The organism is Polaromonas sp. AER18D-145, from assembly GCF_002379095.1.
GTDB lineage: Bacteria > Pseudomonadota > Gammaproteobacteria > Burkholderiales > Burkholderiaceae_C > Polaromonas.
Window position 1 is genome coordinate 33,098 of the sequence record NZ_NBZV01000027.1, and the last position, 23,524, is coordinate 56,621.

At 63.8% G+C, this 23,524-nt stretch carries 29 protein-coding genes; 18 read left to right on the top strand and 11 right to left on the bottom strand.

Annotation, left to right across the window (positions count from 1 at the left end):
• Positions 1 to 90 precede the first annotated feature (90 nt).
• The 12 genes from B7G52_RS14190 to B7G52_RS14245 all read left to right on the top strand — a co-directional run bounded on the left by B7G52_RS14190 (position 91) and on the right by B7G52_RS14245 (position 9,418).
• Positions 91 to 429, top strand: a complete 339-nt coding sequence (locus B7G52_RS14190; RefSeq protein WP_096698209.1) for an FmdB family zinc ribbon protein — start codon at positions 91 to 93, stop codon at positions 427 to 429.
• Entirely contained in the window at positions 429 to 1,049 is a 621-nt protein-coding gene (locus B7G52_RS14195; RefSeq protein WP_096698210.1) for a DUF502 domain-containing protein, read from the top strand. The genes B7G52_RS14190 and B7G52_RS14195 overlap by 1 nt, the downstream gene beginning before the upstream one ends.
• 64 nt (positions 1,050 to 1,113) lie before the next feature.
• Positions 1,114 to 2,901 (top strand): aspartate--tRNA ligase, encoded by a 1,788-nt coding sequence (gene aspS, locus B7G52_RS14200; RefSeq protein WP_240523459.1) that lies wholly within the window; start codon positions 1,114 to 1,116, stop codon positions 2,899 to 2,901.
• 66 nt (positions 2,902 to 2,967) lie between these two features.
• Positions 2,968 to 3,414 carry a dihydroneopterin triphosphate diphosphatase gene (gene nudB, locus B7G52_RS14205; RefSeq protein WP_096698212.1) on the top strand — a complete coding sequence of 149 codons (447 nt, stop codon included), beginning with the start codon at positions 2,968 to 2,970 and terminating at the stop codon, positions 3,412 to 3,414.
• Between the two features lie 56 nt (positions 3,415 to 3,470).
• Entirely contained in the window at positions 3,471 to 4,718 is a 1,248-nt protein-coding gene (gene clsB / locus B7G52_RS14210) for a cardiolipin synthase ClsB (protein ID WP_096698213.1), read from the top strand.
• A 159-nt stretch (positions 4,719 to 4,877) separates the two neighbouring features.
• The gene (gene folE, locus B7G52_RS14215; protein WP_096698214.1) at positions 4,878 to 5,606 is read left to right on the top strand and encodes a GTP cyclohydrolase I; all 729 of its coding nucleotides are present in this window, start codon (positions 4,878 to 4,880) and stop codon (positions 5,604 to 5,606) included.
• Positions 5,607 to 5,883: 277 nt separating this feature from the next.
• The gene (locus tag B7G52_RS14220) at positions 5,884 to 6,309 is read left to right on the top strand and encodes a BLUF domain-containing protein (RefSeq protein WP_096698215.1); all 426 of its coding nucleotides are present in this window, start codon (positions 5,884 to 5,886) and stop codon (positions 6,307 to 6,309) included.
• A 64-nt stretch (positions 6,310 to 6,373) separates the two neighbouring features.
• Complete coding sequence (locus B7G52_RS14225) at positions 6,374 to 7,255, top strand: DMT family transporter (RefSeq protein ID WP_096698216.1); 882 nt, start codon at positions 6,374 to 6,376, stop codon at positions 7,253 to 7,255.
• Between the two features lie 13 nt (positions 7,256 to 7,268).
• Positions 7,269 to 8,102, top strand: coding sequence for a DUF429 domain-containing protein (locus B7G52_RS14230; RefSeq protein WP_096698217.1), 834 nt, complete (start codon positions 7,269 to 7,271; stop codon positions 8,100 to 8,102).
• Positions 8,103 to 8,176: 74 nt separating this feature from the next.
• A complete protein-coding gene (locus B7G52_RS14235) occupies positions 8,177 to 8,590 on the top strand; it encodes a thermonuclease family protein (RefSeq protein WP_170954772.1) in 414 nt (137 codons plus the stop codon).
• Positions 8,591 to 8,730: 140 nt separating this feature from the next.
• A complete protein-coding gene (locus B7G52_RS14240) occupies positions 8,731 to 8,913 on the top strand; it encodes a CsbD family protein (RefSeq protein WP_096698219.1) in 183 nt (60 codons plus the stop codon).
• A gap of 49 nt (positions 8,914 to 8,962) precedes the next feature.
• Positions 8,963 to 9,418, top strand: a complete 456-nt coding sequence (locus tag B7G52_RS14245) for a BON domain-containing protein (protein WP_096698220.1) — start codon at positions 8,963 to 8,965, stop codon at positions 9,416 to 9,418.
• A 246-nt stretch (positions 9,419 to 9,664) separates the two neighbouring features.
• Here B7G52_RS14245 and B7G52_RS14250 read toward each other — a convergent pair whose 3' ends face one another.
• The 6 genes from B7G52_RS14250 to B7G52_RS14275 form a co-directional block, all read right to left on the bottom strand.
• Positions 9,665 to 9,979, bottom strand: a complete 315-nt coding sequence (locus B7G52_RS14250; protein ID WP_096698221.1) for a BON domain-containing protein — start codon at positions 9,977 to 9,979, stop codon at positions 9,665 to 9,667.
• A gap of 94 nt (positions 9,980 to 10,073) precedes the next feature.
• The gene (locus B7G52_RS14255) at positions 10,074 to 10,496 is read right to left on the bottom strand and encodes a hypothetical protein (protein WP_096698222.1); all 423 of its coding nucleotides are present in this window, start codon (positions 10,494 to 10,496) and stop codon (positions 10,074 to 10,076) included.
• A 5-nt stretch (positions 10,497 to 10,501) separates the two neighbouring features.
• The gene (locus B7G52_RS14260; protein ID WP_096698223.1) at positions 10,502 to 10,867 is read right to left on the bottom strand and encodes a phage holin family protein; all 366 of its coding nucleotides are present in this window, start codon (positions 10,865 to 10,867) and stop codon (positions 10,502 to 10,504) included.
• 41 nt (positions 10,868 to 10,908) lie between these two features.
• A complete protein-coding gene (locus tag B7G52_RS14265; protein WP_240523460.1) occupies positions 10,909 to 11,310 on the bottom strand; it encodes a hypothetical protein in 402 nt (133 codons plus the stop codon).
• 73 nt (positions 11,311 to 11,383) lie between these two features.
• The gene (locus tag B7G52_RS14270) at positions 11,384 to 11,548 is read right to left on the bottom strand and encodes a DUF1328 domain-containing protein (protein ID WP_096667256.1); all 165 of its coding nucleotides are present in this window, start codon (positions 11,546 to 11,548) and stop codon (positions 11,384 to 11,386) included.
• A gap of 241 nt (positions 11,549 to 11,789) precedes the next feature.
• Positions 11,790 to 13,130, bottom strand: a complete 1,341-nt coding sequence (locus tag B7G52_RS14275) for a CHASE3 domain-containing protein (RefSeq protein ID WP_096698224.1) — start codon at positions 13,128 to 13,130, stop codon at positions 11,790 to 11,792.
• Positions 13,131 to 13,261: 131 nt separating this feature from the next.
• Between B7G52_RS14275 and B7G52_RS14280 the strand changes: the two genes are divergently transcribed.
• Positions 13,262 to 13,894 carry a response regulator transcription factor gene (locus tag B7G52_RS14280; RefSeq protein ID WP_096698225.1) on the top strand — a complete coding sequence of 211 codons (633 nt, stop codon included), beginning with the start codon at positions 13,262 to 13,264 and terminating at the stop codon, positions 13,892 to 13,894.
• Between the two features lie 23 nt (positions 13,895 to 13,917).
• Here B7G52_RS14280 and B7G52_RS14285 read toward each other — a convergent pair whose 3' ends face one another.
• Positions 13,918 to 14,316: a response regulator transcription factor gene (locus tag B7G52_RS14285; RefSeq protein ID WP_096698226.1), complete on the bottom strand. Its 399-nt coding sequence runs from the start codon at positions 14,314 to 14,316 to the stop codon at positions 13,918 to 13,920.
• A 385-nt stretch (positions 14,317 to 14,701) separates the two neighbouring features.
• Between B7G52_RS14285 and B7G52_RS14290 the strand changes: the two genes are divergently transcribed.
• Complete coding sequence (locus tag B7G52_RS14290; RefSeq protein ID WP_240523462.1) at positions 14,702 to 16,699, top strand: AsmA family protein; 1,998 nt, start codon at positions 14,702 to 14,704, stop codon at positions 16,697 to 16,699.
• A 37-nt stretch (positions 16,700 to 16,736) separates the two neighbouring features.
• On the opposite strand, the gene B7G52_RS14295 is transcribed toward B7G52_RS14290, so the two are convergent.
• The 3 genes from B7G52_RS14295 to gpmA all read right to left on the bottom strand — a co-directional run bounded on the left by B7G52_RS14295 (position 16,737) and on the right by gpmA (position 19,951).
• Positions 16,737 to 17,492 (bottom strand): HesA/MoeB/ThiF family protein, encoded by a 756-nt coding sequence (locus B7G52_RS14295; RefSeq protein WP_096698228.1) that lies wholly within the window; start codon positions 17,490 to 17,492, stop codon positions 16,737 to 16,739.
• 78 nt (positions 17,493 to 17,570) lie between these two features.
• The gene (locus tag B7G52_RS14300) at positions 17,571 to 19,007 is read right to left on the bottom strand and encodes a S41 family peptidase (protein WP_096698245.1); all 1,437 of its coding nucleotides are present in this window, start codon (positions 19,005 to 19,007) and stop codon (positions 17,571 to 17,573) included.
• 200 nt (positions 19,008 to 19,207) lie between these two features.
• Positions 19,208 to 19,951 carry a 2,3-diphosphoglycerate-dependent phosphoglycerate mutase gene (gene gpmA, locus B7G52_RS14305; protein ID WP_096698229.1) on the bottom strand — a complete coding sequence of 248 codons (744 nt, stop codon included), beginning with the start codon at positions 19,949 to 19,951 and terminating at the stop codon, positions 19,208 to 19,210.
• Between the two features lie 173 nt (positions 19,952 to 20,124).
• Between gpmA and B7G52_RS14310 the strand changes: the two genes are divergently transcribed.
• From B7G52_RS14310 to B7G52_RS14325, 4 genes are all read left to right on the top strand, one after another.
• Positions 20,125 to 20,535: a rhodanese-like domain-containing protein gene (locus B7G52_RS14310; RefSeq protein ID WP_096698230.1), complete on the top strand. Its 411-nt coding sequence runs from the start codon at positions 20,125 to 20,127 to the stop codon at positions 20,533 to 20,535.
• A gap of 39 nt (positions 20,536 to 20,574) precedes the next feature.
• Complete coding sequence (gene grxC / locus B7G52_RS14315; RefSeq protein WP_096698231.1) at positions 20,575 to 20,832, top strand: glutaredoxin 3; 258 nt, start codon at positions 20,575 to 20,577, stop codon at positions 20,830 to 20,832.
• 112 nt (positions 20,833 to 20,944) lie between these two features.
• Entirely contained in the window at positions 20,945 to 21,412 is a 468-nt protein-coding gene (secB, locus tag B7G52_RS14320) for a protein-export chaperone SecB (RefSeq protein WP_096667270.1), read from the top strand.
• 42 nt (positions 21,413 to 21,454) lie between these two features.
• The gene (locus tag B7G52_RS14325; protein WP_096698232.1) at positions 21,455 to 22,510 is read left to right on the top strand and encodes an NAD(P)H-dependent glycerol-3-phosphate dehydrogenase; all 1,056 of its coding nucleotides are present in this window, start codon (positions 21,455 to 21,457) and stop codon (positions 22,508 to 22,510) included.
• 633 nt (positions 22,511 to 23,143) lie between these two features.
• Here B7G52_RS14325 and B7G52_RS14330 read toward each other — a convergent pair.
• Complete coding sequence (locus B7G52_RS14330; protein ID WP_096698233.1) at positions 23,144 to 23,500, bottom strand: hypothetical protein; 357 nt, start codon at positions 23,498 to 23,500, stop codon at positions 23,144 to 23,146.
• Positions 23,501 to 23,524 lie beyond the last annotated feature (24 nt).

Consider the following 23,524-nt stretch of genomic DNA (forward strand, 5'->3'; position numbering starts at 1 on the left):
CTCCAGAAATCAGCAGCGCCTATAATTGAAGGTTTTGCATCCTGAGGGTCACTTCGGGACAGCACTCCCTCTGACAAAACCTCTGAAACCATGCCAATCTACGCTTACAAATGCGAGTCCTGCGGGCATACCAAGGACGTTTTGCAAAAAATGTCCGATGCCCCGCTGACCGACTGCCCCCAGTGCGGCGCGCCCGCGTTCAAGAAGCAGCTCACCGCGGCCGGCTTCCAGCTCAAGGGCTCGGGCTGGTACGTGACTGATTTTCGCGGCGGTGGCGGCGCCACCGCGGTTCCGCCCGCCAGCGGCGGCGAAGCCCCTGCTGCTGTTGCAGACAGCAAGCCTGCCGAGCCGGCAGGAAAAACTGCTCCTGCCCCTGCTGCCGCCCCCGCTCCCGCGCCGGCCCCTTCCGGCCCTGCCAAGGCGAGCTGATGGGCCCGATACGCCGATGGTTGCTGGCCGGGTTGCTGGTCCTGGTGCCGCTGGCGGTCACGGTCTGGCTGCTCAACTGGATCATCGGCACGCTGGACCAGACGCTGCAAATCCTTCCGGGAGACTGGCATCCGGACAAGTTGCTGGGTGTTCACATCCCGGGCTTCGGCGTCTTGCTGGCACTGGCCATCGTGCTGTCGATTGGCGCCATCGCCAGCAACTTCTTCGGAAGAATTTTAGTCAGCTGGTGGGATGCCCTGCTCAGCCGCATTCCCATCGTCCGGTCGATTTATTCCAGCGTCAAGCAGGTTTCCGACACCCTGTTCTCGGAAAACGGCAATGCATTTCGCAAGGCCTTGCTGGTGCAGTGGCCGCGCGAAGGCGTCTGGACCATCGCGTTCCAGACCGGCATACCGGGCGGCGATGTGGCCAACCACCTGCAGGGTGACTACCTGAGCGTGTATGTTCCGACGACCCCCAACCCCACTGGCGGCTATTTCATCATGCTGCCCAAGGCCGACTGCATTGAACTCAAAATGAGTGTGGACGAAGCCTTGACCTATGTGATTTCCATGGGTGTGGTGGTGCCCGGCAGCGCCGCCAGCTACAAGCCCAAGTAAACAAGTACCAGCCCCTCGGCGCGCAAGCGCTCTCAAGCAAAGCGATTTATCTATGACTTCCCAAATGCGTTCCCACTATTGCGGTCTGGTGACCGAGGCCCTGATGGGCCAAACTGTGAGCCTGTGCGGCTGGGTCAATCGCCGGCGCGACCACGGCGGCGTGATTTTCATCGACCTGCGCGACCGCGAGGGGTATGTGCAGGTGGTGTGTGATCCGGACCGCGCCGACATGTTCAAGACGGCCGAAGGTGTGCGCAATGAGTTTTGCGTGCAGATCAAGGGCCTGGTGCGCGCCCGCCCGGACGGCACGGTCAACGACGCGCTGAAAAGCGGCAAGATTGAAGTGTTGTGCCACGAGCTGACCGTGCTCAACCCCAGCGTGACGCCGCCGTTCCAGCTCGATGACGACAACCTGTCAGAGACAACGCGCCTCACGCACCGCGTGCTGGACCTGCGCCGCCCCTACATGCAGAACAACCTGATGCTGCGTTACCGCGTGGCCATGGAAACGCGCAAGTTCCTCGACGCCAACGGCTTCATCGACATCGAAACGCCAATGCTGACCAAGAGCACGCCGGAAGGCGCGCGCGACTACCTGGTGCCCAGCCGTGTCAACGAAGGCATGTTTTTTGCACTGCCGCAAAGCCCGCAGCTCTTCAAGCAGCTGCTGATGGTGGCCGGCTTCGACCGCTACTACCAGATCACCAAGTGCTTCCGCGACGAAGACCTGCGTGCCGACCGCCAGCCCGAATTCACGCAGATCGATATCGAGACGTCCTTCATGGGCGAGCAGGACATCCGCGACATGTTCCAGGGCATGATCAGCAATATCTTCAAGACCGTGCTGGCCACCGACCTCGGCGAGTTTCCGGTCATGGCCTATGCCGACGCCATGCACCGCTTCGGCTCCGACAAGCCCGACCTGCGCATCAACCTGGAGTTCACCGAGCTGACCGATGTGATGGCCGATGTGGACTTCAAGGTCTTTAGCGCGCCGGCCACGACACCGGGCGGCCGCGTGGTGGCCCTGCGCGTGCCGGGCGGCTCCGAGATGAGCCGCGGCGAGATCGACGGCTACACCGAGTTTGTCAAGATTTACGGCGCCAAGGGCCTGGCGTGGATCAAGGTCAACGACGTCACCAAGGGCCGCGACGGCCTGCAAAGCCCCATCGTCAAGAACATCCATGACGCCGCGGTGGCCGAGATCCTCAAGCGCACCGGTGCGCAAAACGGTGACATCCTTTTCTTCGGCGCCGACAAGGCCAAGGTGGTCAACGACAGCATAGGCGCCTTGCGCCTGAAGGTCGGCCTGAGCGCCTTCGGCAAGAAGACCGGCATCTTCACGGCCGGCTGGAAGCCGCTGTGGGTGGTGGACTTTCCGATGTTCGAATTCGACGAGGAAGGCCAGCGCTGGAGCGCTGTGCACCACCCCTTCACGGCGCCCAAGGACGGCCATGAAGACTGGATGGACACCGATCCCGGCAAATGTATCGCCAAGGCCTACGACATGGTGCTCAATGGTTGGGAGCTCGGCGGCGGCTCGGTGCGTATTCACCGCGCCGAGGTGCAGAGCAAGGTCTTCAATGCGCTGAAAATCGGGCCCGAGGAAGCGCAGGAGAAGTTCGGCTTCCTGCTCGACGCGCTGCAGTACGGCGCGCCGCCGCACGGTGGCCTGGCGTTTGGCCTGGACCGCATTGTGACCATGATGACGGGCGCCGAGTCCATCCGCGACGTGATTGCCTTCCCCAAGACCCAGCGCGCGCAGTGCCTGCTCACGCACGCACCCAGCCCGGTCGACGAGAAGCAGCTGCGCGAGCTGCACATCCGCCTGCGCAATCCGCAACCGGCCTGAACGGACAGGCCTGCATGACAGGCTTTATCAAGAGCGGCCGGCGGCTGGAAAAGATCGGGGGATAGCGTGCAAAGCTTCAAGATTCCCGAGTCGGTGCTGGTGGTCATTCATACGCCGCAGCTGGAGGTGTTGCTGATCGAGCGTGCCGACCAGCCCGGGTTCTGGCAAAGTGTCACCGGCTCCATGGACCGCCTGGATGAGCCCCTGGCGCTGACCGCCGCGCGCGAAGTGATGGAGGAAACCGGCATTTCAGCGCGGCCGGAAGATTTTCGTGACTGGGCGCTGGCCAATGTCTATGAGATCTACCCGGTCTGGCGACATCGCTACGCGCCTGGCGTCACGCACAACACCGAACATGTCTTCAGCCTGTGTGTGCCGCCGGGCACAGCCGTCACGCTCAGCCCCCGCGAACACAGCGCCTGGCAGTGGCTGCCCTACCGGGAAGCGGCGGACCGGTGCTTTTCCCCCTCGAATGCCGAGGCCGTGCTGATGCTGCCAAAATTTGCCGCTTGACCCGGACCATGGCCGGCCTGAACCCGACGCCGGCCCGACAATCCCCACCCGAGATCATGGCCCCGCTTTCTTCCCCATCCCTATCCCCCGCGCCCGCGCTGCAATTGCTGCAGGGCGGGCAGGCGCTGTTCCCGGCGCTGGTGCAGGCGATCGACGCGGCCACGGCCTGGGTGCAGCTGGAAACCTATATTTTCGACGTCCACGGGCAGGGTGCGGACGTCGCCGAGGCGCTGGTGCGCGCGGCGCGGCGCGGTGTGCTGGTTCAGGTGCTGGTCGACGGCGTCGGCACCGACCGCCTCTCCCCTGAATGGCAGGAGAAGTTCGACCAGGCCGGGGTGCAATGGCGTTTTTACGCGCCGCTGGGTCACGGCCGGTTTGCTGCGCTGGGGCTGCTGGTTCCCGAACGGTGGCGCCGCCTGCACCGCAAGCTGTGTGTGGTCGATGAGCACATCGTGTTTTGCGGCGGCATCAATATTCTGGACGATTTTTACGACCCCAACCACGGGCCGCTGACGGAGCCGCGTTTCGACTTTGCCGTGGCGGTCACCGGGCCGCTGGCGGTGGAAGCCTCCGACGCCATGGCGCTGCTCTGGTGGCGTGTGGAGGCCGGCTACAGCGCACGGCAGCGCCACCTGCTCGCCGCCTGGGAGGCTGTCAAGGCGGCCGGTTACGGTGGTCGGTCCAATGGGCTGGGTCACGGCGCGCCCCTTCGTACGGCGCGTGGGCGCAGCGACACCGCCGGCCTGCTGCTGCGTGACAACCTGCTCAATCGCAGCACCATCGAACGCGCATACCGCAAGGCCATTGGCCAGGCGCGGGACGAGATCATCATTGCCAATGCCTATTTCGTGCCGGGCGGGAAGTTGCGCCGGGCCCTGATCCGGGCTTCCAGGCGCGGCGTCAGGGTCAGCCTTCTGCTGCAGGGCCGGTACGAATACTTCATGCAATACCATGCGGCGCGGCCGGTGTACGGCGCGCTGCTGGCGGCGGGTGCGGAGATCCATGAATACGACGCCGGCTTCCTGCACGCCAAGGTGGCGGTGATCGACGGGCGCTGGGCCACCGTCGGCTCGTCCAACCTCGATCCCCTGAGCCTGCTGCTGGCGCACGAGGCCAACGTGGTGGTGCAGGACCCCGGTTTTGCGCAGGCCTTGCGTGAGCGCCTCGTTCTGGCCATGACGGCCGGCGGCGTGCGGCTGGATCCGGACATTTACAGCCGCCGACCCTGGCGTCAGCGGGTGCTGGACTACATCGCCTACGCCCTGATGCGCCTGGCCCTGCTGATTGCCGGCCAGCGTTATTGAGCCCGTGCCGATTCCCTGCAGACGGGGTTCATCCCCGGCAGGCACTGAAAATGCTCCTTAATTCATAGCTGTCGGAGCACGTGTACAAAGGGCTGGAGGCCTAAAACCCTTGCAAAAAAGGGGCATGGCTGTTTTGAGGCAGACTGGTAACATCTGACCATGCTTATGAAATCCAATACGCCTGATTCCCCCGCCCTTCTTGACGAAGGCACGCCGGTCTCCGTCAAGATCCGCGAACGCCTCGCCCTGGCGAAAAAACGCTTCTATGCCAACGACAACATTGCCGCCTTCATCGAGCCGGGCGAACTGGAGAAGCTGTTGGACGAGGTGGAAGGCAAGATGCAGGGCGTGCTGGACAGCCTGGTGATCGACACCGAGCGCGACCACAACACCAACAACACCGCGCGCCGCGTGGCCAAGATGTACCTCAACGAGGTGTTCAAGGGCCGTTATGTGGCCGGTCCCACCGTCACCGAATTTCCCAATGCCGAGCACCTCAACGAGCTGATCATTGTCGGTCCGATCACGGTGCGCAGCGCCTGCTCGCACCACTTCTGCCCGGTGATCGGCCAGCTCTGGATAGGCGTGATGCCCAACGAACACACCAATGTCATCGGCCTGTCCAAATACGCGCGCCTGGCGGAGTGGATCATGGGCCGCCCGCAGATCCAGGAAGAAGCGGTGGTCCAGCTGGCCGACCTGATCCAGGAAAAAACCCGGCCTGACGGCCTGGCTATCGTCATGGAGGCCAGCCACTACTGCATGGGCTGGCGCGGTGTGAAGGACCTGGACAGCAAGATGATCAATTCCGTCATGCGCGGGGTGTTCCTCAAGGACCCGAACCTGCGCCGCGAATTTTTGTCGCTCATCCCGAAAAAGAGCAGCTAGGGCCTGCCCGCACTATGTATGCAAGATGCGTTGCGAGTCAAAAAGGTCATGCGCGAGGCGCAAAATGCAGCCGGGCTGGAGCCCGGCAAGGCTTTGCAACGCTGCGCATGGCCTTTTTGACTCGCAACCCGGAGGGAACGTGGTTAAAACAGCGCCACTCGTTGTTGCACTCCTAGCCCAGCCGCCCAGGCTGAGCGTCGTCGCGCGCCTAGATTGGCGCTGTTTTAATCACGTTCGCACTTGCATACATAGTGCGGACAGGCCCTAAGGACCCACGATGTTGGTACGCCTTCTTTACGCCAGCCGCTCGGTCAACCCCGGCTCCAGCGATCTCACCGAATCCATCCTTGCGCAGTCGCGCAGCCACAACCCGGCCATGGGCATCACCGGCATCCTCTGCTACGGCGGCGGCATTTTCCTGCAGGCCCTCGAAGGCGGGCGCATGCAGGTCAGCGATCTGTATGGCCACATCCAGAGGGACCCGCGCCATAAAGACGTGGTGCTGCTGCATTACGAGGAAATCTCCGAGCGGCGTTTTGGCGGCTGGACCATGGGCCAGGTCAATGTCGAGCGCATCAACGCCTCCATCCTGCTCAAATACTCCGAGAAGGCCGAGCTCGACCCTTACTCGGTGTCGGGCAAGGTGTCGCTGGCCTTGCTGGAAGACCTGATGGCCACCGCCTCCATCTGCGGCAAGGTCTGAGTCCTGCTGGCCAGGCAGATGCGCGGGCGCACGGCGTTCGGGTGCGCTGCCCGCCGCTTGCGCCATGCCGCTGTCCGCTTTTGCCCTGGTCCTGCTTGCCGGCCTGATTCACGCCAGCTGGAACATTGCGGCCAAAAAAGCCGGCGGCGACGCCCGTTTCGCCTTTTTCACCAGCGTGACATTGATGCTGGTCTGGGCACCGGTCGGCGCGTGGGCCGCCTGGGGGGTGATTCCTGGCTGGGGCTGGCGCGAATGGGCCTTCATCGCCGTCAGCGGTGTGTTGCACGTGCTGTATTACATGATCCTGCTGCGCGGCTACCGCAAGGCCGACCTGACGGTGGTCTACCCGCTGGCGCGCGGCTCCGGGCCGCTGCTGTCCTCGCTGGTGGCCATCACGCTGCTGGGCGAGCAGATCTCGGCGATGGGGCTGGCGGGCATTGCCGGCGTGGTGGCCGGCGTGTTCCTGATTGCCGGCGGCCCCGGCCTGCTGCGCGCCGCGCACGACCCGGCCCAGCGTCGCCGCGTGCACAAGGGCATGCTGTACGGCCTGCTCACCGGGGCTTTCATCGCCAGCTACACCGTGGTGGACGGTTATGCGGTCAAGTTCATGCTGATGTCGCCCATCCTGCTCGACTACCTGGGCAACTTCGTGCGGCTGGCGCTGCTGGCGCCGGTGGTGTTGCGCGACAGGCCGGCGGCGGCGCGGCTGTGGCGCCAGCAATGGAAGTACGCGCTGCTGGTCGGCGCCATCAGCCCTGTCTCCTACGTGCTGGTCCTGTATGCGATGCAGGTGGCGCCGCTGTCGCATGTGGCGCCGGCGCGCGAAGTCTCCATGCTGTTCGCCGCGCTGATCGGCGGGCATTTGCTCGGCGAGGGCGACCGCCTGCAACGCCTGCTGGGCGCCGGCCTGATTGCTGCGGGCGTGACCGCGCTGGCCCTGGGCTGAACGGAAGCGGCCCATGACCCCAACCCTGCCCCTGCTGATCGGCTGCGATTTTTCCAGCAGCCCGACGCGCCGCAAACCCATCGTCCTGGCCAGTGGATCATTGTCCAGCGGGCGCGTATTGCTGGGGGGCCTGGAACGCATCGCGTCGCTGGAAGCCTTCGGGGACTGGCTGAGCCAGCCGCGTGCGTGGCTGGGCGCTTTTGACTTCCCGTTCGGCCTGCCGCGCGAGCTGGTCGAGCACCTCGGCTGGCCAGGCCTCTGGACGGCGCTGATGGCCCACTACGCCAGCCTCAGCCGGGAAGAGATCCGGCAGACGTTTGCGGCTTTCTGCGCGGCGCGCCCGGTGGGCGGCAAGTTTGCGCACCGCGCCACCGACATTCCGGCCGGCTCCAGCCCGTCCATGAAATGGATCAATCCACCGGTGGCGTTCATGCTGCACGCGGGTGTGCCGCGGCTGCTGGCAGCCGGCGTTCACCTGCCGGGCCTGCACGAGGGCGACCTGTCGCGCGTCGCGCTCGAAGCCTACCCGGGGCTGCTCGCGCGCGAGGTGCTGGGGCGGCGCTCCTACAAAAGCGACGACCGGCTCAAGCAGACGCCGGACCGGCTGATTGCGCGCAAGGACCTGATCACCGCGCTGGAGATGGGCCAGACCCGGCTGGGCCTGCGCCTGAAGCTCAGCCATGCGCAGCGTGACACCCTGGTCGACGACGCCAGCGGCGACGCCCTGGATGCAGCGCTCTGCCTGGTGCAGGCCGCATGGGCACAGGCACAACATGCGCAGGGCGCAGCGAATTACGGCCTGCCCAGCGATGTCGATCCGCTTGAGGGCTGGATCGTTACTGCATGACCATGACCATGACCGCGTTCAAAATCGCTATATTTTTGATAGCTGTCAGCGTCCATTCCGCCTGGGCAGAAGGCATGAAAGTCACACATATCACCGACGGAGACACGTTGTGGGTCCGGCCCGCCGGAGGCGGCAGGCCGGTCAAGCTGCGCCTGGCCGGCATCGATGCGCCCGAGATCTGCCAGGCCGGCGGCCGTGCCGCGCGTGTCGCCCTGGCCAGCCGCGTGGCGCGCCGCACGGTGGTCGTGACGACGCACCATCATGACGACTATGGCCGCGCCGTGGCAACCGTGCATCTGGACGGAGAAGACATGGCCGGCTGGATGGTCGCGCAAGGCCATGCCTGGTCGTACCGGTATGGGCGTGAGGACGGGCCCTACCTGGGGTTGCAGAGGCAGGCCCGGTCGGCGCGGCGTGGCCTGTTTGCCGATCCGCAGGCGCTGCCGCCCCGCCTTTTCCGCAAGCGGCACGGCTCCTGCCACCCTTGAGGCGCCGGTGCGCGGGGACTGCCTGCCGTCCTACAAAAAATTCCGCAGGCGCTGACGATCTGCCCAAACCAGCTTGCCTACAGTGGGGGTGTGCTCGCCATTCAGGCGGGCCGCATCCCATTTTCAAAGGAAGAAACACCATGAACAAGCATCAAGTCGAAGGCCGTGTGGACCAGGCTGCGGGCAAAGCCAAGGAAGTGGCTGGTCGCGTGGTTGGCAATGAAAAGCTGGAGGCTGAAGGACTGGCGGACCAGGCCAAGGGCAAAACCCAGGCGGGTTACGGTGACGCCAAGGAAAACGTCAAGGACAAGCCCAAAAACTGATCGACAAGATCTGAGCGTTGCGAATTTCATCTCAACAAAGGAGAGCACCATGAACCCAACCCCTCTTCAAGCGCGGCGACCACTTCTGGCGCTGGCGTGTTCCGTCGCCGTCCTGCTGGCACTGACGGCCTGCAACAAAGCGGATGACGGCAAGACCGTTGGCCAGTCGATCGATTCCGGCATCGCCAAAACCGAGAAGGCTGCCAAGGACGCCGGCAACACCGTGAAAGAAGCGTCCAAGGACGCGCAAGCCACCGGTAGCCAGGCCAGCACCACCATGGGTGAAAAAATAGACGACGTCACCATCACGGCGACAGTCTCCACCGGGCTGGCCAAGGACCCGGATCTGAGCGCCATCAAGATCAATGTCGACACCAAGGATGGCGTGGTCACGCTGAACGGTCCGGCGCCCAGCGCGGCAGCCAAAGACAAGGCCACCGACATCGCCAAGCAGGTCAAGGGCGTGACCTCGGTCAACAACCAGCTGGTGGTCAAACCCGGTTAATTCACTTTTACGTTCAAGCCGGTCACTGGCACGCGCCTTCGGGTGGCGTACCAGTGACTTTTTTTATGGGCATGGGCCGAGGGCGCAGGGCCATGGTTCTTTCGGACTCAGACAGAGTCCAGGTGGTAGCGGTGGTAGCGCATCGTGCATCGACCGGCAAAAAGCAAAGCGGGGTCCGGTTGCAGACAACCGGACCCCGCTTGACAGGCTGGCAGGGCCAGCCCGTGTCACCCCATCGGGGCTAGTTCAAGGACGAACGACGATGTCGTTGCGCACAGCGCGGACGTTCTTGGTGTTGCGTGCAATGGTTTCAGCCTGGGCTTTTTCGGCAGCCGATTTGGCAAAGCCAGACAGCTGCACCGTGCCGTTCAGCGTTTCGACGCTGATGGAGGTGGCGGCAACCGTCTTGTCTGCTGCGAACTTGGCCTTCACGGCTGTGGTGATGGCTGCGTCGTCGACGTAAGAGCCGGCAGTTTCCTGACCGCGGGTCACGGCGCAACCAGCGCTGATGATGGTGATGCCAGCCAGGGCGGCGAATGCAATTGCGCGAGCGTATTTCATGGGTTTTCCTTGAAGTTTATAAATATGTTTTGGTGCGGAGAGTTGAGAAGCTGGCCGACTGACGGCACCACGCCAGTCGGTTTGCGAATGGAATTCATCGAAAGCGGTCGTTCCGGGTGCCGGAAGCCAGCAGGGAACTGGCCAGGCCGGCAACCTCGGATGACTTCAGCGCCGCGAAAACGAGGCCGGTCAACGATATCAGGCGCCAGGGCCGGAGAAACATGGCCGCCGCGCCTAGGCCCGCAGAAATGGCCAGCAGCTTCACAGGCTGCTCTTGGGCAAAACGCTGCATCCTCGGTTGGGCAAAATCCAGAGCCAGGCTGGCCGGGTGGGTTTGCCACCAGGACATGGCCGTCTGTTTGACGAGTGACCAGGTGCTGGCCGACGCGTCAATCTCGTCCGGGCTGCCGCCGTGCTCAACCGCCGTGGCAGTGTCATGCCCCATCTGGCGAACAATCGCCTGCCGGCTGTTGTCCAGGCGTTGGCGGGGAGAAAGCGCGGTGTTGTCGTTCATCATCGGGGTCAGGCTGCTGCGCGCAGTGCCTGCGCATCGCGGTCCAGCTGGGCCTTGAGTTCTTCAAAAGGGGTAGCGGCCAGGGGCTGCCGCGCCTTGCCGTAGGCGACGAGCAACAGCAGCAGCATGGCCGCCGGAATGGCAACCAGCACCCAGTGAAACTGGTTCAGCAAAATACCGAGCATCAGGGCCACACCCGCCAGTGTCAAAAACACGCCGGCACACAGCATGACCAGGCCCCACGCCAGTCCGCGCTGAAGCAGCTCCGACCCAGCTTCCGAAGCTTCCTCGTGGACCAGGGCGCCATAGGCCGACAGGTGATCGACCACCAGGTCGGGGCGTCTGACAAGAATGGAAAACAGCGGGTGCAGCATGGGCGCTCAGTAACTGGGCAAAGGAAGCGAAACGGCGGAAATCAGCGCTTGTCGCGATGCACGGTCGAGGCCACCAGCAAGGCCACGGCTGCGCCGACTGCGGCGGCGATCAGGATGGACTTCACGGGCTCATTGGACACATAACGCGTCGTCGCGTCTGCATAGCGGTGCATGGAGCGCTGTGCGCGGTCGCTGGCCTCCGAGGCCATGTCCAGGCTCTGGCGCGCCAGCTTCTGCGCCTGGGTGGCCAGCTTGTCGACCAACGGGTCGATGCTGCCGCGCAAATGGCGCACCTTGTCCTCGGCGCGGTCCAGTGTGTCGTTGGCCAGGCTGCGGGTGCTGTCCATGGCTCTCTCGGCTCCGGTCAGCATCTGCTCGGACAGATGACGCGTGCCCGACAGGGTGTCTTGGTCAGGAGAATGGCTGGAGAGTGGGTTTTTCATGGGGTCCTTGGGAAATGGAAGGAAAAGGCAGGCACCAGCCCGATGTGCGCTGGAGCCGGAGGATGGCGGGGAGTCACTTTCTTTTCATCAGGCCGACCACGAAGCTGATCACAGCCATGATGGCAAAGATGAAAAAGAGGATCTTGGCAATCTCGACGGCGCCAGCGGCAATGCCCCCGAAACCGAACACGGCTGCGATCAGGGCGATCACGAGGAAAACAACGGAATAGTGCAGCATGTCGATCTCCTTGCAGGGGCGCGCCCCTTGATGTGCGTGGCGCTCGCAGTTGAAACACCTGTAGCAAGGTTAAACGTCGAAGTACCGCGTGTTCATCGGTGAGTGCCGGCTGCCCTTGTCGGTTGGCATGAACACGCCGTGTAGGACGCAGCCGATAGGCGCTTGCTGCGCAGGCGGCCAGGGCCAGGGGCCGGCGCTGCGGTGGTGGTCGCCCTGGCCCAGCTGGCGGGTGCGCCTGCGCTTAAAGCGTTTTGGGCAACACGGCGGAGATGCGGGTGCCTTGACCGGGACTGGAGACCACGGTCAGGCGTCCGCCTGCCGCTTCGACCCGGTGGCGCATGCCGGCCAGTCCGTGGCTCGATCCCTTGATCTGCGCGGTGTCGAAGCCGGTGCCGTCGTCCCGGACCTCGACCGTGATGTAGCCGTCAAAATCATGCAGGCTGATTTCTGCCTGTTTCGCTTCGGCGTATTTGCTTATGTTGGTCAGCGACTCCTGCACCAGCCGGTAGACCGTGAGCTGTGCCGAGCCGCCGAGCTCCACCGTCTCCAGGTCGGTGATGATGCTCAGGCCGGACCGGTCTTCGAATTCGCGCGCCAAAATTTCGAGGGATGCGACCAGCCCCAGGTGTGACAGCGACGAGGGCCGCAAGTCCTCCACAATGCGGCGCTTGAGCGCAATGCCGCTGTTGAGTGTCTCGATTAGGTGCTGCATGCGTTCTGCGGCTTCCGGTGAAATGACACCGAGCCGCGATTTGATGCGCGCCACATCAAGCTTGGCCGCCGTCAGCAGGGCGCCCAGTTCGTCGTGCAACTCACGTGCCAGGTGGCCGCGTTCGTCTTCCCGCACCTGTTGCAGGTGGGTGGCCAGTTCGGCCAGGGTGGCCGTGCGGTCGCGCACTTCCTTGTCCAGTTGGTCGCGTTCGCGCTGCAGGGCTTCCTGTTCGCGCCTGCCGGCATCCAGCAGGGCCCGGGTCTGCCGCAGATACATGTAAAACGCCAGCAGCCCGGCCAGCGCGATCAAGGCAATGCCGATGCGCGACAACTGCAGCGACCGGGTGATCTGGGCCTGGGCCGTGCGCATCTTGCTGTTGTTGGCGTGGACCAGCTTGATGATCTGGCTGCGGATGGCATTCATCTGGTCCATGCCCACGTCGGTGGTCAGCACAAACTTCCAGGCTTCTTCATTGCCCTGCTTGCGCATGCGTACGCTCAGGTCCATCTCCGCCAGCTTGCGCGATACGCTGCGCGACAGCAGTGCGAACTCCGCCAGCTCCGCCGGGTAGGCGGTGTAGTGCCGGCGCAGGGTGTCCAGGGTCTGGTTGAGGTCGGCGGTTGCCGCGTCGTAAGGTTCCAGGTATTTGGGGTCCCCGGTCAGCAGATAGCCGCGCTGTCCGGTCTCGGCATCGAGCATCTGCTGCAGCAGCAGGTTGACGGCTCCGCGTGTGGCCTGCGACTCCTCAATGCGGGTAGCGGCCTCGGTGGACAGGCGAAAACCGGCCTCGTTGATGAAAATCAGAACGACCGCTGCCAGCACCGCCAGCGGCAGGCTGATTGCCATTTTGGGGATTGCAAACCATCTCATCCTGATCTCCGTTCGGCATGGATCAATAATTCGTGAATAATCGCTACTGAAGACAGAAGCCCGCAATTGCGCGAGGCTGTGTTGCTGCATTGTGCCGTTTGGCGATGCCAGCCTAACCAAGAGGACATGAAATGATCAAAATTGGAATTGTGGATGACCATGCCATCGTGCGCTCCGGGCTCAAGCAGTTCTTCTCGGATCAGGTCGATTTCAGGGTCGTGGGTGAAGCCGCCAGTGGCCGCGAGGCCATTGACCTGGTTCGAAATGTCGAGCTGGACATTCTGGTCATGGACCTGTCCATGCCCGGCCAGAGCGGCATTGACGCCCTGGCCATGATCCGCGCCAAGGCGCCCGATGTCGGCATCCTGATTCTCAGCGGGTACCCCGAAGAGCACTACGCGGTCAACCTGATTCGCCAGGGCGCCAGCGGCTACCTGAACAAGGAGTGTGATCCGATGGAGATCGTCAATGCGATCCGCGTCATCTCGCTCGGAAAACGCTACATCACCCCGGCAGTGGCCGAGTTGCTCGCGCAGCAGCTGAACCGGAAAAACGACGCCACGCCTCACGAGCAGCTCTCCGAGCGCGAGTTCCAGGTGTTCCTCAAGCTCGCCAAGGGCGAAACCGCGGGCGACATTGCCAAGGCGCTGTCCTTGAGTGTCAAAACGGTCAGCACCTACCGGACCCGCGTGATGGAAAAAATGAGCCTGGCGTCCAACAGCGACCTGACGTATTACGCGCTCAAGAACAAGCTGATTGACTGAGACCCTGCCGACTGCCGCCCGCCCTATTTCTGGGGCTGGCTGGCATTGATGGACCGACACTGCTCGATGCAGTAGTCGACCAGCGCGTCTATCTCGTTGGATTTGTCGAAGACCGCGTCCACGCCGAGCTGGGCGCAGCGCTTGCGGATGTCGGCCGTCGCGTAATTGCTCAGCACGATTACTTTTTGATGCACCTGGCGGTTGCGGCAGGCTTCGAGAACGCCCAGTCCGCTCCCCTGTTTGAGAAACAGGTCCACGATCGCCAAGTCCCATTGCTGACCGTTCGCCAGCAGCCAGGCCTTGCCTTCATTTTCTGTCTCCGCCGTGCCGACTGCGTCAATACCGGCCAGCTCTTCCAGCGTAGCCATGAGATTGTCACGGATGGTGGCGTTATCTTCGACGATATAAGTTTTTAGTCCCACTGAGCTTCAATCCCGGTCTGCCATCCCTGACCGCAGCATTTTTTCAAACGGTTACAGCGACCCTTGGCCGGGTACACATTTACCTGTTAACTAATGTATCTATATTTTTTAAGCCATTTTGACAGGGTGGGAGTGGTTGGCTTGTAGGATGTTTCCTACTCATGGGTTGTAGGCAGGCACTGACAGTCATCGATGGCTGTTACCCACGGTGCACCAGCGGTTACCGGCAGATACTTCACTGTCAGTTGATTTCCCCTTCGCTTTCAACAGCGCGGTGCCAACCACTTGCAGGTGTCGGGCCTCTCCCGGTCTTCCAATTCAAGAATCGCAGGCCGCCCCCATGACCCGTGTCGCCACCTTCCTCTCCCGCCTTCGCGTCCTCCCTATGTGGGGTCGGCTTGTGGCGGGGGCGGCGCTGGTGCTGGCGGTCCTGATTCTGGTGATCGTGTTTTTTCCGTGGGATTGGTTGCGCGGGCCGGTGAACCGCTACGTCAGTGACCAGACCGGGCGCCGGTTCGAAATCACCCGGCGGCTGGACGTGCAGCTGGGACGCCGCATCACGGTCAAAGCCGATGGCATCACCTTCGCCAACCCCGACTGGGCACGCGACCCTTACCTGGTCAAGGCCGATTCCGCCGAGTTCGATATCCTGTTCTGGCCCCTGCTGCGCGGCCAGGTCGAGCTCCCGCGCGTCAGCCTGAGCCAGCCGGTGCTGGGGTTGCAGATCCAGCCGGATGGCCGGCGCACCTGGGCGTTGGGAAAGGACACTTCCGATGCCGGTACCGTGCCACTTGTGGGCCAGTTGCTGGTGGACAAGGGCGTGCTCAACTACCTGGCCGAAGCGCAGGGGGCCGACATCAAGACCGAGTTCGGCATGACCGCAGCGAGTGAGGCTGAAGCCGGAGCAGCGGCGGCGGCCCGGGACATGCCGCTGAGCTACAAGGCGCGCGGCACCTGGAAAAAAGAGGCCTTCTCGGCCCAGGGGCGCACCGGCAGTGTGCTCCAGCTCAGCGACACCCAGGTCAATCCGTTTCCGATCGAAATCAATGCCAGCGCAGGCCGAACCACGCTGCAGGCCAGCGGCAGCATCGGCAATCTGGCGTCGCTCGACGGCCTGGACGCCAATTTCGACCTCAAGGGCCGCACGCTGGCCGACCTCTACAACCTGCTCGGCGTCGTTTTGCCGGATACCCCCACCTACGCCCTGCGCGGCCACCTTGGCAAGCAGGGGGCCGTCTGGAAGGTGGCAGCCATCCAGGGGCGTCTGGGTAAATCGGACCTGTCGGGCGATCTCGCCTATGACCGCTCGGGCCCGCTGGCCCTGCTGTCGGGCAAGGTGCAGTCCAGGTCGCTCGATTTCGAGGACCTTGGCCCGCTGATTGGTGTGCCGACAGGTGCTTCAGGCACAACGACCAAAACCGTTGCCAAAGACAAACCTTCCTCGGCCGCCAAGCAGGTGCAGGCGGCCGGCAAAGTGTTGCCGACGGCGACACTGGACTTCGAGCGGCTCAAAACCATGAATGCCGACGTCAGCTACAAGGTGGTGGATGTCAAGAACGCCGGCGCCTTTCCGCTGGACCGCTTTGACGCGCGCATTCTCCTGAAGGACGGTGTGCTGCAGCTCGATCCGCTGGACATGGGGGTGGCCGGTGGCCGGCTTGCCGGCCTGATCCGCATCGACGCCAACAGCAAGCCCGCCTTGGTGCAGGCCAGACTTGAAGCCCGCACGCTGCAGCTGAACCAGCTGTTTCCGCGCATCGAACGCACCGAAGGCAGCCTGGGCAAGCTCAACGGCCGGATCGACCTGGCCGGCCGGGGCCGCTCCGGCGCCCAGGTTCTCGGCTCGTCGTCCGGAAGCGTGGCCCTGCTGATGGGCCGGGGCCAGGTCAGCAACATCCTGCTCGAGTTCATGGGGCTGGACGGCGGCGAGATCATCAAGTTTCTGGCCAGCGGCGACCGCAACGTCACCCTGCGCTGTGCTGCCGCGGCGTTTGATGTCAAGCAGGGCCTGATGACCAGCCGGGCCATTCTGCTGGACACAACCGACACGCTGGTCAACGGCACGGGCCAGATCAGCCTGGCCAATGAAACGCTGGACCTGGTGCTGTACCCGCAGCCCAAGGACCAGAGCATCCTGAGCCTGCGCTCACCCTTGAGAATCACCGGCACATTTGCCAGACCGGCGGTCGGCCCCGACAAGGCGGCGCTGGCGGGCCGGGCCGGCATTGCGCTGCTGCTCGGCGCGATCAATCCATTGCTTGCGCTGGCCGCGACGGTGGAAACCGGGCCGGGTAAAGATGCCGATTGCGAGCGGGTGCTGGCGGTGGCCAGCCCGGTGAAGCCGCCGGACAAGCCCGCCGCCGCCAGCCCGACGGCCAAATAAGCCGCGGTGCCTCAGGGGCGCGTGGCGTGCCCGGTGTTCAGGCCGGCAGGCTGCCGCACACCGGACAGGAGGGATGGCGTGCGACCCGCACGTGATGCCAGTCCATGTTGCGTGCGTCGAGCATCAACAGGCGCCCCGTGAGCGCCTCGCCGATGCCGCACAGCAGCTTGAGCGCTTCGGCCGCCTGGACGGTCCCGACAATGCCCACCAGCGGGGCAAACACGCCCATGGTGGCGCACTGGGCCTCCTGCACCGTCTCCGTCGGCGGAAAGATACAGGCATAACAGGGTGAGGTGCTCTGGCGCGGATCGTAGACCGTCACCTGGCCGTCGAAGCGGATGGCCGCACCGGATACCAGCGGTTTGCGGTGTTTCACGCAGGCTCGGTTGATCATCTGGCGCGTGGCAAAGTTGTCGGTGCAGTCCAGCACCACGTCGGCCTGCTGGACCTGTTCGTCGAGCACGGCAGCGTCGGCGCGCGTGGTGACGGCAAGGACCTCGACGTCCGGATTGATGGCGGCGACGGCCTGTTGCACGGAGTGCGCCTTGTACTGGCCGACACGTGCCAGCGTGTGGGCGATTTGTCGCTGCAGGTTGGTGGCGTCGACCCGGTCGTCATCCACCACGGTGATGCGCCCGACCCCGGCGCTGCCCAGGTAAAGCGCGACGGGCGAGCCCAGGCCGCCTGCGCCCACGATGAGCGCACGCGACGACAGCAGGGTGTTCTGGCCTTCCACGCCCAGTTCGTCGAGCAGGATGTGGCGGGAATAACGCAGCAGCTGGGTGTCGTTCATGGGCGGACGTGACCCGGGCAGTGCGGGGCAACCAGGCGGCCGGCCCATCCGGACCAGCATCCTGGCGGGCAGACGCGGTCAGTTTTCCTTTTTCTCTTCCTTGCGCTCGACCATGGTCTTGCTGATCATCACTGGCCGGCCCTTGAGCTGGTTGATGGCCTGCGCGAGCTGGAAGTCCTTGTCGCTGCCGAACTCGGGCGGGCGGCGCTGCTCGGGGCTTTTCCTGGATTCTTCTTCCAGACGCTTGAGGGCTTCCTCGCGGGCTTTTTCACGGCCCGGGTCTTTCACTTCGGCACCCTGGCCGCTGGCCAGGTGTTTTTCCAGGTCGGCTTCGCGCGTGCGCAGGGCCGCAAACGGGCTGCCTTCCAGCGTTTCGTCCACCATCACGTCGGGCACGATGCCCTTGGCCTGGATCGACTTGCCGCTGGGCGTGAAATACCGCGCGGTGGTCAGCTTCAGGCCGGTGTCGGGACCCAGGGGCCGGACGGTCTGCACCGAACCCTTGCCGAAGGTCTGGTTGCCCATGATGGTGGCGCGTTTGTAGTCCTGCAGCGCGCCGGCAACGATTTCGCTGGCCGATGCCGAGCCTTCGTTGACCAGCACCACCAGCGGCACGTTCTTCACGGCTGCGGGCAGGCGCTTGAGCGGATCGGCGGCATTGCGGCGCTGGTAAAACTCGGGCGAGGCCTTGTAGGTGAATTTGCTTTCAGCCAGTTGCCCGTTGGTCGACACCACGGTGACGTTCTCCGGCAGGAAGGCGGCGGACACCGCGACGGCCGCGTCCAGCAGGCCGCCCGGGTCGTTGCGCAGGTCCAGCACCAGCCCCTTGAGGTTGGGTTCCTGTTTGTAGATCTGTTCGAGCTTGGCGACAAAATCATCGACCGTGCGTTCCTGGAACTGGCTCAGGCGGATCCACGCGTAACCGGGCTCGATCACCTTGCTGCGCACCGACTGCGTGCGGATTTCCTCGCGCGTGATGGTCACCGGGAAAGTGCGGTTTTCATCCTTGCGGAAGATCATCAGTGTGACCTTGGTCCGGGGTTCGCCGCGCATCTTCTTGACGGCTTCGTTCAGGCTCAGGCCCTTGACCGCGGTGTCGTCGATTTTGGTGATCAGGTCATTGGTCTTGAGGCCGGCGCGGTCGGCGGGGGAACCTTCGATCGGCGAAACCACCTTGACCAGCCCGTCTTCCTGCGAGATCTCGATGCCGACGCCGACGAAGCGGCCGCTGGTGCCCTCCCGGAATTCCTTGAAGGACTTCTTGTCGAAATAAACCGAATGCGGGTCCAGGCTGGCAACCATGCCCGAGATCGCGTCGGTGATGAGTTTTTTCTCGTCAACAGGCTCCACATAGTCGGTTTTGACCATGCCGAAAACGGCGGCCAGCTGCTGCAGTTCTTCCAGTGGCAGAGGCGAGAGTCCGCCCCGCGCAACCGCCTGCAATTGCACGGTGGTCAGCGCACCGGCGACCGCGCCGATGGAAATCCAGCCTGCTATCTTGAGTTTCTGACCCATAAACACCTTCATTCGCCCCGGTTTAGGGGCAGTTGTCACAGAATTTGAAACAATATACACCTTGGAGAAAGGCCCTGGCCAACAGTTCCCGCAGCCGGGGCTGCCTCTGGCGCCAGCGTGCAGAAATGTTTCAAAAGCGGGCCACCTTTACCTCCCCTTGACACAGGAGCGCCGGCAGGGCGCCGTCAGCGGTCCGGGGCTCAGGCCTTGCCTTGGGCGGCGACCGCCGCCTCGGCTTTGGCAACGGCCTCGCTGTCGCCCAGGTAGTAGTGGCACAGCGGTTTGAGATTGGCGTCGAGCTCGTACACCAGCGGAATGCCGTTGGGAATGTTCAGCCCGACGATGTCCTTGTCGGCAATGTTGTCGAGGTATTTCACCAGCGCGCGTATCGAGTTGCCGTGTGCCGCGACCACAATGCGTTTGCCGGCCTGGATGGCGGGCGCCATGGATTCGTTCCAGAAGGGCAGCACCCGGGCCACCGTGTCTTTCAGGCATTCGGTCAGCGGCACCTCGCCGGGTTTCAATCTGGCGTAGCGCGGGTCATCGCGTTCGCAGCGCGGGTCGTTGGGCTCCAGTGGCGGCGGTGGCGTGTCGTAGCTGCGGCGCCAGATCAGAACCTGCTCGTCGCCATATTTTTTGGCGGTCTCCGACTTGTTCAGGCCCTGCAGGGCGCCGTAGTGGCGCTCGTTGAGGCGCCAGCTGTGAACCACCGGTAACCAGGTGCGGTCCATCTCGTCGAGCGTGTGCCACAGGGTGCGCGTGGCGCGTTTGAGCACGCTGGTGTAGGCCAGGTCAAAGTCGTAACCCTCCTTTTTGAGCAGCCGGCCGGCGTTGACGGCCTGCTGCACGCCGGTGGCGGTCAGGTCCACATCGGTCCAGCCGGTGAAGCGGTTGTCCAGGTTCCAGGTTGATTCGCCGTGGCGGATGAGCACAAGTTTGTACATGGTGTGAGGCAGCTTCGTGAGGTTGGAAAAGGGGAGGTCCCCGGCTGGGCGTCCGGGGCGAAAAAGGTGTCCAAAAGGGCGGGCAAAGACTGCGGCAGGTGTCGGGGAAAGCCGGCAGCGCTCCCTGCATTCTAAAATCACTCCTTAATTGCAAAACCCAAGAAGGACTTACAGTGAAATTTCTCATCGACAACTGGATGCTGATCGCCATTGCGCTGGCATCCGGCGGCATGCTGCTCTGGCCCCTGATCTCCAGCGGCATGGCGGCCGGTTCGCTCAGCGCCGCCGGCGCCGTGCAGCTGATCAATCGCGACAAGGCCGTGGTCATCGATGTCTGTGAGGCGACGGAATTTGCCGCGGGCCACGTGGTCGGCGCCAAGAACCTGCCGCTTGGACAATTCGAGGAAAAACTGCCGGCCACCGTGAAAAACAAGGCGCTCCCCCTGATCCTGGTGTGCGCCTCCGGCGCGCGCGCCAACCGGGCGCTGGCCATCGCCAAAAAGCTCGGCTACGAGCAGGCCCAATGCCTGTCGGGCGGGCTGAAATCGTGGAAAGAGGCTAACCTCCCCATCGAGAAGGCCTGACAACCTGCCGCTGCCCGTTGACCCGACCCGGAGATTTCGATGTCCCCTGTGAAGATATACCTGACCGCCTCCTGCCCCTATTGCATTCAGGCCAAGCAGTTGCTCAAGCAGCGCGGTGTGGCCGAGATCGAGGAAATCCGCGTCGACCTGCAGCCGGACGAGCGCCAGAAGATGATGGAAATCACCGGTCGCCGGACCGTGCCCCAGATCTTCATTGGCCAGACCCATGTGGGTGGCTGCGACGACCTGATGGCACTGGACAGCCGTGGCGGCCTGCTGCCCCTGCTGGCCAGCTGAGCGCACAGGCCGCTCGGGCAACGCTGACCGGGGCCGGCCGTCCGAACGGGGATAATGTCCCGTGCCTGCTGTCCAGCGGGCTTTCATTTTTCAAGCAATCCGAAAGACCACCATGGCCGAAGCCAACCTTGATCCCGTGTTCCAGATCCAGCGCGTTTACCTCAAGGACGTGTCCCTGGAGCAGCCCAATTCTCCCGAAATCCTGCTCAACCAGGAGCAGCCCGCGGTCGATATCCAGCTCGGCGTCGAGGCGACCCCGATCGCCGACGGCCTTTACGAAGTCAGCGTGACCGCCACGGTGCACACCAAGATCGAAGACAAGACCGTGTTCATGGTCGAAGCCAAGCAGGCCGGCATCTTTGAAATCCGCAACATGGCGGCCGAGCAGCTCAACGCGGTGCTGGGTATTGCCTGCCCGCAGATTGTGTACCCCTACCTGCGCGGCAATGTGGCCGACGTGATCCAGCGCGGCGGTTTTCCGCCCGTCAACCTGGCGGAAATCAACTTCCAGGCGATGTTCGAGCAGCAGCAGGCCGCGGCAGCCTCGGCGGCCCAGGAAGCCCCGCAAATCATCGTTTAAGGGCGCTGCGGTGCTGGCATTGCCCCTGGCCTTTTTATCAACATGAAAATTGCCGTCCTTGGTGCCGGTGCCTGGGGCTCGGCGCTGGCTGTCAGCGCCGCCGCCGGGGCTGGCCCAGCCTCGCTGCCGCGGCATCAGGTGACCCTGTGGGCGCGTGACCCCGTGCAGCTGGCGGCGATGCAGGCGCAGCGGCTCAACACGCGCTACCTGCCCGGCATCGCCTTGCCCGATGCCCTGCTGCTGGCGGGCGGCTCCGACGCCTCGCTGGACGCCGTGCTGGCACAACAGGACCTGATCGTGATCGCCACGCCGATCGCGGCCCTGCGCGGCATGCTGCAGCGCATGCAGCACGTTCGCGTGCCGGTGGCCTGGTTGTGCAAGGGGTTTGAAGCGCCACTTCCGGTCTTTCCGGCCACCCCCTCATCTCCCAAGCCTTTTGGGCTCCTGGCCCATGAAATACGGGCACAAGTAGCTATCAATTTGAGAGCGGGTGCACTGAGCGGTCCAAGCTTCGCGGAGGAAGTGGCGCGTGGCCAGCCGACCGCGCTGGTGGCGGCCAGCGAACACGCTGAAGTGCGCGACGCGCTGGTGGCCGCCTTCCACAGCCCGACCCTGCGCATCTACGCCAACGACGACATCGTCGGCGTGGAGGTCGGCGGCGCCGTCAAAAACGTGCTGGCGATCGCGACCGGCCTGTGCGACGGACTGAACCTGGGGCTCAATGCCCGCGCCGCGCTGATCACGCGCGGCCTGGCCGAAATGACGCGCCTGGGCTTGGCCCTGGGGGCGCGTGCCGAAACCTTCACCGGCCTGTCGGGCCTGGGCGACCTGGTGCTGACGGCGACCGGCGACCTCAGCCGCAACCGCAAGGTTGGCCTGCTGCTGGCCCAGGGCCAGACCCTGCAGCAGGCCGTCGCCTCGCTGGGCCATGTGGCCGAAGGGGTGTACTGCGCCCGCACGGTGGTGCAGCGCGCGCAGGGGCTCGGCGTCGAGATGCCGATTTCCGAAGGGGTGGTCGCGCTGCTGGACGGGCAGGTGAAGCCGGCTGAGGCGGTGGCGGCGTTGATGGGACGGGATCCGGCGGCTGAACTGCGTTAGGGGCTGCTGCGGCCTGGTTTGGGCCCGGTTGATGGTGTTTTGTGGCTCCAGCCCTTATGTGGCGGGCGCAGGCAGCTATTGAATTTATAGCGAATGTTTTCTGTGGCTTGTCATCCCGGACTTGATCCGGGATCCATGCTTGCTCACTACTCATTTTTTTGAAGTGCTGCAGCTTGCCAACAAGCCGGGTCTCGCCCCGGCGGGCGAGGCACTTTGTCTTTGCTTCGCCAAAGAAAAGTACCCAAAAGAAAGGCGACCCGATGGTCTGGGTCCCCTGCGCTTCGCTCCGGGGCAACCTCCGGTGCTCGGTAAAAGCGGGTCTCGCTCGAACTCGCCTGCGGCTCAGACAATCGCGAACCCTGATCCGCTTTTGCCTGCGCTCCTCGGCCCAGCCCGACGGGTGGGGGAAATGAATCGGGATCGGATGCGGATGCGGGGAGACATGACGCGCGTAGCGCGTCATGTCGGAGCCAAGCGGCCGTCATGTTTGCACGTGAGAGCGGCACACGCGGCCAAATGAAGTCCCCCTCCATCGCCCAGCGGGGCGAGGGCAGGGGATAGGGGAGGGAGTGGGGAGTCGCTCCTACTGTCCAGGGCAAACCGGGAACGCAGCGTGCCGCCGCAATGCAGAGGTCAGCCCTTTTGCTGCATCTTCTCAATCCGCTCGCCCATGCGCGACAGCAGGTACCACCACTCGCTGTCATCTTCGCGGTAGGTGCGCACCGCACCGGCGCGAACCAGGATCTTGCGCAGTTCGTCGTCGTCAAAACCGCCCAGGTGTTTTTTCAGCACCTCGAAGGAACGGTCGGTGAAACTTTTGTGGCTCAGGAAATGGCGCGCGGTTTCTTCGGCCATGAACTCGGTTCGGTACTGCTGCTGCAGTGCCTGGATCTGGTGCTTGAACTGCTGCCGGTTCACGGCAAAGGTCACCAGGCCGCCCACAAGCGTGCCCAGCAGGGTGAACAGGGGGGTCAGGAGGTTGGGGTCCATGGCGGGCTCGAGGGTTGGTTGATC